Here is a 15,444-nt window from a genome sequence, read left to right on the forward strand (position 1 = left end):
TAGATAACACAAAAAGGCTAGACATGAATACTAGTCTAGTCTTTTTGCCATAGTCTCCGCACAAAAGAACGAGATAATTCCTGTCTTACAGGACTTGTTTAATTTGTTTTGTATAGAAGAAACGCACAATAACATAATAAATTATTTGTATTCCACTAAATACACTTAAAACAATTATCGACTCTTTAGCTAAATTATAATTAAACATATTTGCTAATGCATTTAATGCAATCGCTCCATGGATTAATGCAACAATTAATGGTGTAAAGAAAAGAATAGCTGTTTGTCGAGACAAGACCTTCTTTAATTCCTTACTAGTGAGTCCCATTTTTGAAATCGCATGAAATTTACGTTTATCCGTATCCAAATCTGTATATAAACGAAAATATAAAAAGCTACCAGCTGAAACAAAAAAGACAATTCCAATAAATAGTCCAACAAACATAATTGGTGCGTATCCTTTATTAATTTCATACACATTTAAATCTACAGAAGTAAAGTAATAGGGTGAAACCTTCTCCGTTATTTTTTCTGCAGCACCGATTACCCGCTCTTTTCCTTGCGTTACCTGCCAAGCAGAAAAATATCTTTCATCCTCTGGATCCCCTAATTTTTCATAATCACGATCCGAAACAACATAATAATGGTACATAGCCGGAAGTGCTTTCGATTCAATAATCGTTTCATTCTTTTTTAACGTCTCACCAGATGTTAACGTAATGACTTCACTTGTGTCCGTATCCATCGTATACAACAGACCCTCATCACCAAATTTAATGACTCTAATATTTCCTTCTCCCACTTCTATCTTGTCATCTCCAATTAATTCTGCAAACCGATTATAGTCTGATTCCTTTGCTATGATTACATTTTTGTCTTCCAATGGGTAATATCGAAGAACCATTTCTTCTTGATCCGCTTCCATGTTCTCATCTTTTATCGTAGAAGTTATAAAGTCAATGTCTTCAGTCCGTTTAGAATCATCTGCCTGATACGTAAATGTATTAGGGTTTACAAGTTTTATTCCCTCTGTAAGAAACGTTTGAAACCCATAAAGTGTTCCAATAGCACTAAATGCTACTGTGGATACCATTGCAACCATAAAAAAGGTACGTGCATTATCTTTCATTCGAAAAGACAAATCCGAAAATAAGATCATATTGGTCTTTTTCCAATAAAAAGTATCTCGTTTCTTTAATTGACGAATAATAAAAACACTCAACTGAGTAAAAAATAAATAAGTCCCAATACTAACGACTATAATAACAGGGAGCATAGCTATAAATACACCTACTCCTCTAACTAATAGAGCAACGGTATAACCTCCACCTATTAAAATGACTGCAAGTATCGTTAACCATATATTGGCTTTTGGTTCTCCTTTAGATTGTTTATCCCCTCTAATTAGTTCAGTCAATTTCTTACTTCGTAACACATATGAAACAAATAAAGAAATGACGAAAAACAAAATAATAAACGAAACGAAAGATAGGATGATCGCCTCCATCGGAATATAAAAATTAAGTTTATTTTCTATAACAAGTACATTCTCTGCTACCATTAATATTCCCTTAGCAAATACTAAACCTAGCAAAATCCCACCTACTGTAGCAAAAAATCCAATCAACATATTCTCAAGAAAAACCATCAATCGAATTTGCTTGATTGTCATTCCCTGAATGATGAGCAGACCAAATTCTTTCTTACGAGATTGTAAAAATGAACTCATAGAGTAAAGAATAAAGAAAAACGAAAAAACATAAATGATTCCACCTGATATGTTCATGCCTTGGGTCACATAGGAATCCATCTCATCCCCAGTCAAAGCAGGGTGATACGCAAATATCGCAAATGTAAAAAATACCATAACCGTAAACATACTACTTAAGAAATAGGCAGCATAAAGCCGTTTATTTCGAGTAACATTTTTAAACGCGAACTGACGGAAAGTCATGGTCATCTCCCCCCAGCAATGAAAGTGTATCAATTATCTTTTGGAAAAAGGTTTGACGACTATCCCCACGGTGAATTTCCGAGTAGAACTTGCCATCACGTATAAATACGACTCGATCACAGTAACTAGCTGCTTGTGGATCATGCGTAACTAGCATCATTGTTGTATGATCGTTTTTATTGATGGATTCTAGCATACCCATTACATCCTTAGATGATTTTGAATCTAGGTTTCCAGTAGGTTCATCCGCTAGTAATAGTTTGGGTGAATGAATCATTGCACGAGCAACGGCAGCTCGTTGAGCCTGTCCACCAGATATTTCATACGTATGTTTTTTCATAATATCCGTAATTCCAAGTTTCTCAGCTATTTGCTTCGCTTTTTGTTTCATTATTTTTACCTTCGTACCATCCAATGTTAGTGGAAGGACAATATTCTCTTCCACTGTTAACGTGTGAAGAAGGTTGAATTCTTGAAATACAAATCCCAACTCATTTCTACGGAATTTTGCTAAATCATCTTTTCTTAATCGATGAGGATTATTTCCATTGATTAGGACCTCTCCAGTTGTTGGCTCATCAATAGTTGCAATCATATTAAGTAAGGTAGTTTTTCCACTTCCTGATGGACCCATAATCCCCACAAATTCTCCGGTATCGATTGTTAAATTAATGTCAGTAAGAGCTCTATATGCTAGTTTTCCTTCATAAACTTTACTAACTTGCTTGACTTGTAACATCGCAAGATCTCCTTTACTTATCATTTATTCCTCAATAGTATACTTCCTGTTAGGAAATCTAACGATCGATTCTTCTTTCATTCACCTTACAAAGTTGTAAGGTTTTGTGCAGAGGTGAAAATAATTCGAAAGGTTGTGCCATTTCCAACTTCCGATTCTAATTCAATACGATGCCCTAGATGCTGGATCACTTCTTTTGTTATGTAGAGTCCAATTCCTGTAGACTCTCTAAACTGTCTTCCATTTTCACCCGTAAAAAAGGCATCGAATACTCTTTTCTTATCTGAATTCGGTATACCAACGCCATGATCGGTTACCTCCACAATTGCTTCCGAATTCTTTTCATACACATTAATAACAATTTGATTACTTTTTTCAGCAGAATATTTTACTGCGTTATGTGTTAATTGGGTTAGGATAAAAAACAACCATTTTTCATCAGTTTCGACAGTTATTGCATTATTCTTGATAATTAGCTTCGGATAAACTTTATTTCGTATATAGAATCGCTTATTTTCTCCGTTTACTTCATTGATAATTTTTGCTAAAACAACAGGCTTGACATGTAAATCCTGTTCAATAGATCGTAGACGAGCCATATAAAGAATCGTATTTAACCCTGTCTTCATTCGATACGTTTCTTCACGAATACTTGAGGAGTCCGGTTCATCAAGCCCCTGTGCAGTCAGTTCGATGACAGATAAAGGAGTTTTCATCTGATGGACCCATTGGTCGATAAATTGTAAATGTTCCATTTGTTGTTGTTGTAATGCTTTAATTTGTGTTTGATAAAGCTTATATTGATTCTTTAGTAATTCATCTAGTTGAATAGCAAGAGGAGCTATCTCTGTTTTTTGTAAGGAATCATCTAATTTTTGTAGTGGTTCACTCAGTCTTTTATAAAATTTTCTACGACTAATGTAATGGTAGAACAGGTAACATCCTAATAAAAAGAATCCCAAGAAAACAGCATACAGTGCCGGTCGGACGTTCTGATATCCATCTAGCCAATAAATAGACATAATAATAAAAAATTGTAGTGCTTGAGTACAAATTAATAGCGTATTTTCTTTAAAAAATAACTTCATTCCTCAACAACCTCTACCCACGTTATATGTAAACGATAACCCGCTCCCCTCACAGTCTCTATAGCATTTTCGATATCTAGATCTTGGAACTTTTTCCGAGTTCTAGTAATGTTTACATTCAGTGTATTTTCATCAACATAAGCTTGTTCATCCCACAGTTTTTCCAGCAAGTCCTCACGACCAGTTACCCGTGGATATCGCTCCATTAATATTTCAATAATATCCGCTTCCTTTTTAGATAAAGTGATCGTTTTCGATCGATAAGCTAATTCAAGTCTTTCCGGATAAAATATAAGACCCGCTAAGTCTATGATACGCTCTTCAGTTTTTATGGCGTATTCCCCATAGGCACGTCGAAGGTGACTCCTTATTTTAGCCATGACTACTTCAATATGGAAAGGTTTTGTGATAAAGTCATCTCCACCATTTTCTAAAGCCATAACCTGATCCATTTCTCCAACCCGTGCGGATATAAAAATTACTGGACAAATCGATTCCTTTCGTATTTGTCTACACCAATAATAACCGTCATAACTTGGTAAATTAATATCAAGGAGAACGAGTGCTGGCTTATGTTTAATAAATTCATCCATTACATGATTAAATTCAAGCAATTGAACAACCTCATAGCCATATTTACTAATATAAGATCCTAAATGCTCCGCAATTTTAGGATCGTCTTCTATGATCATTATTTTTTGCATACTCCCCCACTCCTTTTTAAACTTATTATTCCATATAATTATAGGTGATACAAAATATGGATTCATTGGAAAGTGCGTTAACTTTTTGTACATGAGCTTGAATATTGGTATCTGAAAATTCTTTAAGGTAGGTAATTTTATTTTCATACTAGCTCCATATATAGTCTTAGGTAAATCAAAAGCACCTCCAAAAATTAGATTGCTCTAATCTTTGGAGGCGTAATTCAAGTAATACTCTTTACTGATGATACTTATTTTCGTCTTTTCCCGATTCTTCTGCTAATTGCTCAAATGACTTTACTTTTCCATGTGGATTTTTGGCATTCTTCCGTGCTCGCCAATTTCGTTCTTTTTGTCCTTTTGAGTGGGTCATAATCATTTCTACTCCTTTAAATTTTACGGTTGAGTTATATATCCCAATGATCTGCTCTAGCTTGTTTTGCTTTTTCCTTATGCTCCTTATTTGCCTTTGCACTACCAAATTCTTTTGCAAACTCAGTGTCACGCTTACTAGAATCAAATCCTTGCTTGTTTTTTTGTTGAGGATCGTTTTTCTTTGTTCTTTTTGCCATGCTTTTCCCTCCTTCTTGCCATTTATTATGAGAAGAGGAGAGGGAAATATGCAATAGGGGTCAGGTCCCTTGTCCTTTTCAAGGGACAAGGGACCTGACCCCATGTTGCACCGATTCTTCTTCCAGTAAAATCTTTCGTGTTGGTAAGGCGATTGATACGTTTTCGTTTTCTATTAAGTCGTATATTTGAAGGTTGATTTCCTCTTTTATTTTTAGATATTTTCCCCAATCTGTTGTTTTAGTGAAAAAGTATAAGAAGATTTCTATCCCATTATCTTTATATTCATTAAAGTTCACAAAAATTGTTTCTGGATGGATTTCTGGGTGATTCTTCAATAAATATTCCACTTGTCTAATGATTGTTTCTATCTTTTCTCTTGAAGTATCATAGGTCAGCCTTAAATTAAAAGTAATTTGCCTTTTACCCATTTTACTCCAATTAGTAATTGGTTCATTGGAAAGTGTCGCATTGGGAACCGTTACCAGTGCTTGGGCAAACGTTCTGACCTTGGTGCTTCGAAATGAAATGTCTTCAACTGTTCCTTCCACACTAGGCGTTTTCACCCAATCCCCAATTGTAAATGGCTTTTCGGTGATGATAATTATACCTCCAAACATATTTGCAAGGGCATCTTTAGCTGCCAATGCGAAAGCTAGTCCACCTATTCCTAAACCAGCCACAAATCCGTTCACGTCATAACCAAACTCCTGCGCAATTACACTAATACTAATAGCAACAATTATAATTCGTAATGCCCGTGAAAATAGTGGAATGAGTATGTTATCAATATTCATATGGTACTTTTCATTCATCTTTATAAAAAGAGCTGATGAAGACGACGAAAGATGAAATAACCCCCAGCTAATCATAACTATTACGCTCGACTTAAGAATATGAATAAAAAGGGGGTTGGACTGTTCCAAATATGGAAAAAAGCCAGTTGAAATATATACACCGGCAATTAAAATGAGTCCTTGAATTGGTAAGGAGAAAGAAGAACGCAACTGCTGAAACAAACCATTTAACTTTCCTCCACCAATCTTTAACAAGAACATAAATACATATTTCGTTATATACTTTCTCAAAAAGAAGAACAATACTAAAATTAGTAATGAAATCCCTATGTCCCACAAATGCTCATATGAAATCAATGCTTCCCAAGACATCCTAAACGCTACCTCCATAATTATAGCCTGTACATCATCATATTCTGTTCACGAGCTTATTATGACTTAAAGGAATGGGACAGGAATCTCTTCGTTATCTACTTGTTAACCGTTCAACGAGTCCATGTAATTTATCCAGTGACGTTATGTTCTGGTTACATTTCTCACTATCTACACAAATGTAATTTCCTCTTTTCGTAAATGTACCTTGTACGTTTCCTTTTTCTTTAGCAAGGAATAAGCCCACCTCTTCATGATGATTGCAAATGGCACAAATCCCTTTTTGATTTGCTAGCTGAAAGGAGCCTTGTAAACCGACTAATTTATTATCTTTTCTAGTAACAATAAACTTTTTATTCGTATTTAGATCGATCCAGCTTAGATAGGATAGCTCACGTAAGTCTATTTTGTCTAATGCAGGTGCCTTTAGCTTTTTAACTTTTGGGAACAACTTTTTAATCGACTGTTCAGTTATGTTAAAGGGAACAACATATGATATTAATTGCGTTAAATAGGCCTCCCCTTTTTCTTTATCACCATTAATTGTTTCGATTGGCTGCAATAGCAGTTTTTGTTCCTCATTCATACTTGGGAATAAATGAAGTACTCTTTCTACAGCCATCGATTTCACTGCATGTTTTACATCTTCATCATTTGCAGTTGCATAACCGTTGATTAGGTTCTGTACTTGCATTTTTATAAAATTATATTGATACACTTCAATAAAAGGTTTCATTTCTATCACTCCGTTATTCGATTTCTCTTTTAGTTTACAAGAAAAACTCTCCGTTTCATATGTAGAAAACGATTAGTAATCATTTTTTACCTTCCGATGAATGGCTGGTGGTTCGGTTAATTTGCTGAAATAATGGAGTGATTCGCTCACAACAAACAATAATCGCATCAATTAATAAATATAAAAGAAGCACTGACATCCTATACAAGATCCTCAGTGCTCTTTTTATATATCATTATTTGGAATATACAATTTTTTTGATGGTTTCCACGGATAAATAATATTCCTCTGCTAACTGTTCGATAGGTACACCATTTCTAAACGACTGCTTGATTAACGCGTTCCTTTTTGCAATGGACTTCTTTGCACCAGAACACGCTCCCCACTTTTGATACCTTGCTTTAGGTTTAGGAATGTATATGGTTTCACCTTGAACATAGTTTTGAATTTCCTCTAACAGTTCTTGTGGTAACACCGTTTTTGCTTTTACATTACTCATCCTTAGCTCGCTCCTTATTCTTCATTTCATCCAAAAATAAGGTGCAAAGCCTACTATTCGTTCATGATAAAAGTCATGTTAGGCGATGATGTGATCAATCTCTCATGCAAAGTATCGCCTTATCCAATACTAGGCTTTGCATGAGTAATTACAATAAGAGGCAAGTTTATTGCCATTTCTATCACTCCTAAACTTACTTGTTATTCCTATTATAAAGCAGGTGTTTGGTATTTGCATCTCCAATTAATAAACACTCACAAATGTTATTCATTACCATTCATGAGTGTTTATGATCTTCCACATTTCTAATGAAAAATCCCTGATTCCTTGGATTTATTCTTTAACTTATCTGTCTGTTTATTAATGGTTTCTTTTAAAAATCCTCCTACAATAAGTGCCAATAAACCAAAAATCATGAGGAATATGACATCATGAACTACTCTCTCCCACACGATCCCTCCAACTGCTTCTCGCATCAAATCAATCGCATACGTAAACGGTAAGAAAGGATTGATAACTTGGAAAAATTTCGGCAATAGTACAACTGGATACGTTCCACCTGAACCAGCGATTTGTAATACAAGTAAGATGATCGCAAGCGCCTTCCCTACATCACCAAAAACAGATACCAACGTGTACACAATCATAATAAATACCGCACTACATAGTAGCCCGAAGAGAATAAACCAAAATAGATGACTAATATCAACTTGAAGCAAAAAGATATTCCCTACGGTTACAATTATCGTTTGTAAGAAGCCAATACTTATAAAGGTAAACAATCTACCAAAATAGATTTGTCTTCCAGTGTAGTTTTCCTTATGATGGATATCGGTTGATAGTAATGAAATTAATAGCAATCCTCCTACCCAAATGGCTAACACTGTATAAAATGGAGTCATACCCGTTCCATAATTAGGAATAGGGAATAGTTTATTTTCGTTTAAAACAACTGGTTCAGCGAAAAAGCCCCGTTCTGCTTCTGGATCATTTTGCAGAAGTTGAATCAATTCATTTAGATCAGTATCGTCTTGAACAGTTCGAATCCGATCAGCAAGCTCATTAACCTTATCTTGGACATATGGAAATTCACCACTCACATAATCAAGGATGTCTTTCCCTTCTGATAAATTTTCATCCGTCCGGTTCAGCATATTCTTTATTTCAGGAATGGTTGATTGTATCGTAACCAGTATATCTCTTGCGTTAGCTAAGGTTTCTTTAGCCTTAGACACTTCTTCTTTTACAGTAGGTTCTATCGTTTCCTTATACTCTTTTACAAATTCATCAACACGTTCATTTGCCTTAGCTGTACGATCTTTTATCATCGCAAAGGTTTCATCGACTTCCGCTTGCTTATCAGTAAGAAAAGATTCCATCGCACTTAATTGTTCCTGCAATTCACGAAGACTTTGCTCCATATTTTCTAATTCATTTAATGCCTGGTCTATTGTTTCTTGATTATTTGAGCTATCTTGTTCTTCGGTTTGTTCATCCGTTGATTCATTGTTTTTATCGTTTTGCTGTTGAAGCTGGATGAGCGCCTCTTCTATGGTATCGATCGATTTCAACATAGTATCTATTTGTTCTGGCAATGTCTCACTTAATGGATTTCCTTCTGTTAAATCAATCGTAGTAGAGTCTATATTACTCACAAACTCATTCGTTTCCATGACCATACGCTGTATATTTGCTAATTCCTCGTCTATCTTCGGCGCCATTTCATTTAATCGATCTTCTGCCGTTTGCAGAAAATCAGTTGTATCGTCAATGGTTTGCAACCCACTTGTTGTAGCATCCTCAACTTGCGGAATCAACCCCTGTGCTTGATCAATTATTTCTCCAGCACGGTCAGCATCTGTGATCGTTTCATTTAACAATTCATAGATTTCTGGGAGATTTTCTTCCAATGTAAATATATATTCTTCAAATCGTTCAATATCAGGTAAATTTTCCTCTAACTCAATTCCTAAATCATTAAACACTTCAAAAATGATCCCATTAACAGTCGAGATAAAATTACTACTAATTTGTTCTACAATTACCGTTGCACCCTTTTGTGTAATTTTAGGTGCAATAGCATTTATTTTTTCATTTACATAATACTCCACATTCGCTTTCTCTGGATTCCCACTGACTACAGTACCTAACCTCTCGGAAAAATTCTCTGGGATAATAATGACCGCAAAATAATCACCATACTCTAATTTATCCATGGCTAATTCACGATCGACAAATTGCCAATCCATCGATTGATTCTCTTTTAATGAATCAACCAGTTCGTCCCCTACATGAATTTCTTCCTCTCGTACGATCGCACCCTTGTCTTCATTTACAATCCCAATCGGAATTTGATCGGTTTGACCATACGGATCCCATGATGCCTCAATATTAAACCATGCATAAAGAGATGGTAATAAAATTAATCCACCAATTAAAATTGCCGCCACCCAATTGGTACCAATGTTTTTCAGGTCGTTTAAAAATATGTTCCAACTAGCTTTCATACCTATCTTCCTCTTATGTTAATCTATCGTTGAAATAATGGATATAATTATAGCAATGACCACATATGTTTACAATTTTTAACTCTTTAATATGATAGAAATGGAAAACTGCGTTTTTCTATCAAATAAATTCGTACCCTCTATTCTTCACCATAGAGGGTACGAAATCCAATCTATATTTTTTGCTGTAATGCTTTCTCTGTAATATGCCACTGTAGGTCGGCTACATTCTTAATAAATGTTTGATCATGGGAAACCAATACAATAGTTCCTTTATATCCTGCAATAAATTTCTCTAAGCCTTCAATAGCGTGAATATCTAAGAAATTGGTTGGTTCATCTAATAACAGGATGTTGTATTCTCCTAAGAACAGCTGGCAAAGCTGTAGACGAATCGCTTCCCCACCACTTAAAGTCTTCACACTTTTCATAAGATCCGTTCCTACAAACTGCATCTGACTTAATACACTTCTTAAAAAGCCCTCCTCATAGTCGAAGCGTTTTTTTACAAACTGAAGTACGGTTTCGTCCTTCGGAAATTGATAACTTATTTGATGAAAATAGCCAATTCTCGCTTTTGGTGAAAGCGTTAAGTCCGCTCCATGATTTGAAATATGACGTAGCAAAGTGCTTTTACCACTTCCATTGACACCGGTAATCGCTATTGTTTTGCCGAGAGGGAATTGAAAACTTACTTCCTTTAATAACACGTTATTTTCAATTTGAAGGGTAAGACGGTCTGCCATAATCGGAAACTTATTATACAATTCCAATGCTTTTGTTTGACGGAACACAATTTGTCTTTCCGCTTGCACCGCCTCCACTTCCTGAAGCTTTTCCATCCTTTGCTCAATCGATTTTGCAGCTTTATGAACCGCCTTTTGACTAGTTCCTTTCGACTTTGTCTCAATGATTCGATTTGCTTTTGCCTTCGATTCCTTTTTAGACATATTTCCGCTCTGAGCAATTTTTTCAGCTTTTTTCATTTTTTCTTGTGCTGCTCTCTCCAGCCTACTCTTTTCTTTAATATATTGCTCGTGTGCTTGCTTTTGTTGTTCACGCTCAAGCTGTTTCTGTTCAACGTAGTCATTGTAATTTCCAGAATATACGTTTACCTTACCATCTTGAATTTCCCAGATTGTGGTGACAAGTTCATCTAAAACAGCACGGTCGTGACTAATTAAAACGAGCGCTCCATAGTAATACCGCAATTCATCCAATAAAAACGAGATTCCCTCTTGATCAAGATGTGTGGTTGGCTCATCGATTAATAATGCTTCATGATAATCGCTAAACAATTGGGCAAGCTTTAATCTCGTTTGCTCTCCTCCACTTAAATCCTCAGAATCTTTTGGTACAGCTAGTTTTCCAAGTAACGAGGGGTCCGCTTCTTTTTCAGTCGGAGCTTCGAGTTGTTCTAAATAACCACATGCTACATGACGATTCACGACGCCATTGGTAGGCTGGATCGTCCCAGCAAGTAATTTTAACAACGTACTTTTTCCCGCACCATTTTTTCCAACAATTCCAATACGGTCAAATTGATGGATGGCTAATCGGTCAATCTTTACTATTTCCTTATCTAAATAACTTACTTCAACATTTTCTAATTCAAAACAAATTTGTTCCATATTCGCTACCTCCGAAAAATTGATTGATTTCGTATCGATAGCTAGGATCGATACAAGTTAGTTGAACACATACTTAACTCGTATCAATAGAAAAGTAACATCATCATATGAATCCCTCCCTAAACATAAAAATCACAAGCAATCTGCTTGTGATTTTCTGGTAAGTAAGAGGGAAAAGTCCTGTCTTCATCTCTCATTAGTAGTCAATATAGCAAAATAAAAAGAAAGACAGAGAAATCCGCCTTTCTTCAACTTACAGCATTGTATTGAATAGAAGAATATTAAAAAAGGGCAGACTAGTCCCACTTACTCTGTATACACAAAAACAGAGTCTTTGAACGTATAAAATTACTGGTTCAAAGTTGGGAATCGTAGTCTCATTGCATGTGTCACCTTTCTAATATCCTCCTTAATCGTTTTTATTTACAAGGATATTATATCTTCTGAATTGGAAAAAGTCAAAATGAGATTTATGATTACAGCTAGTGCGTTGGTGACAGCACTTCTCATGGACTCTTTGACCACTTTTTGTGAGTGTTTTGTCCGTGAGATGGGACAGTGGACCTGATGGGACGGTGGACCTGACCCTCCGTCCCAATATCTCAATGGGACAAGGGACCTGACCCTACCCCAACAATTCTTGGATGTCTTCTTCGGTTAGGGTTTCGAGTTGTTCATCATTGGGGTCGATTATTTCTTCTATTAAGTGTCGTTTTTTATTCTGGAGTTCATTCATTTTTTCTTCGATTGTCCCTTTGGCAACCAACTTAATCACCTGAACAGTTTGCTTCTGACCTATACGATGGGCACGGTCGGCAGCTTGTTCCTCAACAGCAGGATTCCACCAACTATCATAAAAGATTACAGTATCCGCACCCGTTAGATTAAGTCCTGTCCCACCTGCTTTTAAGGAAATGAGAAAGATATCATGTTCGCCATTATTATATCGATTACATAAGTCTACTCTTTCCTCTGATGGTATCTGCCCATCCAAATAGAAATAAGGAATTCCTTGAAAAGCTAATTCTTGACCAATTAAGTTTAACATCTTTGTAAATTGTGAAAAAATCAATACTCTACGGCCGGATTGCTTAGATTCATCGATAATTTGCTTCAGTTGTTCAAATTTTGCAGAACTTCCCTCATAATCATCTACAAATAGTCTTGGATGACAACAAATTTGACGTAGGCGTGTTAAACCAGCCAGGATTTTAATTCGATTTTTTCGTATCGTTTCTTTATCTAGATGTTTTAATGTATCATGTCTCAGCTTTGCCAAATAACTAGCATATAATTTCTTCTGCTCTGGATGCATTTCACTAGATTCAATTGCTTCATGCTTCTCAGGCAACTCCCTCAACACATCCTCTTTCACCCTACGTAGCATAAATGGACGAATCCTTCGTGAGATTTGTTTTTTCGTTAAGTTACTATACTCTTTTAACCCTAAGAATAGTTCAGGAAATACAACATGAAAAATGGACCACAGCTCCTCCAATGCATTTTCCATCGGTGTACCTGTTAAGGCAAACCGATGATTTGCCTTGAGTTTTTTCACTCCACGAGCGGTTTGAGTTAATGGATTTTTAAATACTTGTGCCTCATCAAAAAATATGACGTGAAACTCTTGATTTTCATACCATTTAAGATCACTACGCAGCAATGGATAGCTTGTAATGAACACGTCTATATCATTCGTCTCGCTTTGAAGCATTACTCGATCTGCCTTGTTACCATCGATGATAATCGTCTGAATTTCTGGTGCAAATTTCATAATTTCACTTTGCCAGTTATACGTAACCGACGAAGGACAGACAATCAATGCTGGCTGCTTGCTTTCACGAATAGATGGGAGCTCGGATAATATAAATGCGATACTTTGTACCGTCTTTCCAAGTCCCATGTCGTCTGCAAGAATTCCTCCAAATCCATAACTTGCAAGGGATTTCATCCATTTATAACCAAGCTTTTGATAATTTCGTAAAACACCATCTAATGGTGCTGGAACCTCAAATTGTAATTGATCAGGATGGTTAATAGTTGCTAAAAACTCACGGAAAGATGTTTCTAATGAAACGGTATTACTATCCTCCATCGTATTTAGTAACCTCAGCCCCTCCACAACAGGTACTTCAAATTGCTTTTCCCATTCATCATCCTGAACAGGTGCAGCATGCAAGAAGCGTTGAATCTCTTGCATTTCTCTAGTTTCTAAGGATAGTAATGCACCGTCTCGTAATCGGTAATATTTTCGCTTTTCCTCCAGTGCAGCTAATACTTCTTTAATCTCTTGTTCTGGAATACCGTCCATTTCAAACGTAAAATCAAGCCAATTGGTCCGTTCCTTTTTATGCTTTACTTTAATCATCGGTATGGTACTTTTGGGAATAATTCGTGCACGAACTGCAGTAGTAGCATACACTTGCACTAATTTTTGTAACTTAGGCAGTTCATGGTATAAAAAGTTATACTCTAATTCTTCATTTTGTAGGAAGTAGCCACTTTCTGTTTGATTGAACTGACTCTCCTCCATCAACTGAAGAACTTCTTCCTCCTTTACCGTATCTCTTATAATCATCGATCCCAACTGAGGTTGTCTGTTATCCAGTGGATTAATGACCACATTTTCATAATGAAATTCTACTCCAGCAAGCAAACGATTTTTAACCCGATCTAAGTAAAGCTTTGCCTGTAGTGGAGTTTTTTGCAGTTGGGCAGTAATTTCTCCCGATAAATGAACCTCCCCCATTTTCCTTAATGCGGGTAAAAGCTGTTCCATGTAGTATTTTAATTGATGACCTGGTATGGGAATTTCATTCGTACCAGAATGCTCTACTATTCTTTTTAATTCAAATAAACGCTCTGATTCTTCTCTTGTTACCGCTACAATTTTCCCTTCAAAGAGGACGGTGTCATATTGCTTTAAAACTACCATTTGATTGAAACCGTCAATGACAAGCTTATATCCACTACCTTTGTTTCCCGTAAATACAAATGTTAATGGTAAAGGATCCTCCGACATATGGAAGTCACGGATATTCCTCTCCCCATATTGTAGAGTCACTTTTGAGGCATGTACCAATAAGGGTGCTAATCTCTTCCAGGAAGAAGCTGGAACGAGAACCATAGCTTTGTTATATTGGCGGTTGGGAACAGAAAGGATTGCACGACGATATATTTTTTCATCTTCTACGATAAGCATTAGCTGATGAATAACTGTATCGTCCACTTTTTCAAAGCAATGTTCAATGGGATCGTAAGTCAATTCTTTAGAGATACCATATTTTCTACCTTCCCTTACATGTTCAAGAAATTCCCGTATATCAGCTATTCGCTGTGATGCTATGGACAGTTCAACACCAAACATATAATCCCCGTTATCAATAGCAACGACTTTACAGAAAATAGCCATATCGAGGACCTTTCTATTTTCAAAATGGAGCTGTTGTCCACTTACAGGAGTTGGTTTCGACTCAAATAAATGTAACAATCCTTCAGAAAGTTGACCCTCTGTTTGGTCAGCGAGTATCTGTTCTTTTCTATGTTGTTTCTTTTCTTTTTGTTGATGATACAGCGCGATTAACACGGCAGCAATATGTTGGCAATCTTTCTTGAAAGAAGACAACGATGGGCAACTGCAATTCGCTTTGAATCCATTTCTTTGTTTTTCGAGGTGGACATGAAAATCCTCGATACCTTTAACTGTAGCTTGAATAGAATCGATCGTTACCTCTTCGACAAGTACCTTCCCATTACGATAAAAGGCATCTCCTCTTTTAAAGGAGACAGCCCCACATCGATCTTTGATGTATTTTTGATTTAATGTGATATCCATGAAGTCATCTCC

Annotated in this window: 13 protein-coding genes; all 13 read right to left on the reverse strand. The window is 36.1% G+C overall.

The features are described 5' to 3' along the window. Positions 1–85 precede the first annotated feature (85 nt). Positions 86–1,954: an ABC transporter permease gene (locus tag GMD78_RS11155; protein WP_155668906.1), complete on the reverse strand. Its 1,869-nt coding sequence runs from the start codon at positions 1,952–1,954 to the stop codon at positions 86–88. After that, entirely contained in the window at positions 1,929–2,693 is a 765-nt protein-coding gene (locus tag GMD78_RS11160) for an ABC transporter ATP-binding protein (protein WP_155668907.1), read from the reverse strand. Before GMD78_RS11160 ends, GMD78_RS11155 begins: the two co-directional genes overlap by 26 nt. Positions 2,694–2,779: 86 nt before the next feature. Beyond that, positions 2,780–3,781 (reverse strand): sensor histidine kinase, encoded by a 1,002-nt coding sequence (locus tag GMD78_RS11165; RefSeq protein WP_155668908.1) that lies wholly within the window; start codon positions 3,779–3,781, stop codon positions 2,780–2,782. Further along, positions 3,778–4,485 carry a response regulator transcription factor gene (locus GMD78_RS11170; RefSeq protein WP_155668909.1) on the reverse strand — a complete coding sequence of 236 codons (708 nt, stop codon included), beginning with the start codon at positions 4,483–4,485 and terminating at the stop codon, positions 3,778–3,780. Before GMD78_RS11170 ends, GMD78_RS11165 begins: the two co-directional genes overlap by 4 nt. A 238-nt stretch (positions 4,486–4,723) precedes the next feature. Continuing rightward, complete coding sequence (locus GMD78_RS21595) at positions 4,724–4,858, reverse strand: DUF6254 family protein (protein WP_246187633.1); 135 nt, start codon at positions 4,856–4,858, stop codon at positions 4,724–4,726. Positions 4,859–4,892: 34 nt separating this feature from the next. Then, on the reverse strand, positions 4,893–5,057 hold the full coding sequence (locus tag GMD78_RS21355) for a hypothetical protein (RefSeq protein WP_196493783.1): 165 nt from the start codon (positions 5,055–5,057) through the stop codon (positions 4,893–4,895). Between the two features lie 78 nt (positions 5,058–5,135). After that, positions 5,136–6,224, reverse strand: a complete 1,089-nt coding sequence (locus GMD78_RS11175; protein ID WP_155668910.1) for a mechanosensitive ion channel family protein — start codon at positions 6,222–6,224, stop codon at positions 5,136–5,138. A 94-nt stretch (positions 6,225–6,318) separates the two neighbouring features. Next, a complete protein-coding gene (locus GMD78_RS11180; protein ID WP_155668911.1) occupies positions 6,319–6,960 on the reverse strand; it encodes a FusB/FusC family EF-G-binding protein in 642 nt (213 codons plus the stop codon). A gap of 235 nt (positions 6,961–7,195) precedes the next feature. Then, entirely contained in the window at positions 7,196–7,459 is a 264-nt protein-coding gene (locus tag GMD78_RS11185; protein ID WP_155668912.1) for a CD3324 family protein, read from the reverse strand. Positions 7,460–7,764: 305 nt separating this feature from the next. Next, a complete protein-coding gene (locus tag GMD78_RS11190; protein WP_155668913.1) occupies positions 7,765–9,966 on the reverse strand; it encodes a YhgE/Pip domain-containing protein in 2,202 nt (733 codons plus the stop codon). 173 nt (positions 9,967–10,139) lie between these two features. After that, positions 10,140–11,597, reverse strand: coding sequence for an Msr family ABC-F type ribosomal protection protein (locus tag GMD78_RS11195; RefSeq protein ID WP_155668914.1), 1,458 nt, complete (start codon positions 11,595–11,597; stop codon positions 10,140–10,142). Between the two features lie 348 nt (positions 11,598–11,945). Next, the gene (locus GMD78_RS21965; protein ID WP_142301762.1) at positions 11,946–11,990 is read right to left on the reverse strand and encodes an erythromycin resistance leader peptide; all 45 of its coding nucleotides are present in this window, start codon (positions 11,988–11,990) and stop codon (positions 11,946–11,948) included. Between the two features lie 232 nt (positions 11,991–12,222). Continuing rightward, positions 12,223–15,432: a DEAD/DEAH box helicase gene (locus GMD78_RS11205; protein ID WP_155668915.1), complete on the reverse strand. Its 3,210-nt coding sequence runs from the start codon at positions 15,430–15,432 to the stop codon at positions 12,223–12,225. Positions 15,433–15,444 lie beyond the last annotated feature (12 nt).

This window comes from Ornithinibacillus caprae (genome assembly GCF_009728145.1).
GTDB classification, from domain to species: Bacteria; Bacillota; Bacilli; order Bacillales; family Amphibacillaceae; genus Ornithinibacillus; species Ornithinibacillus caprae.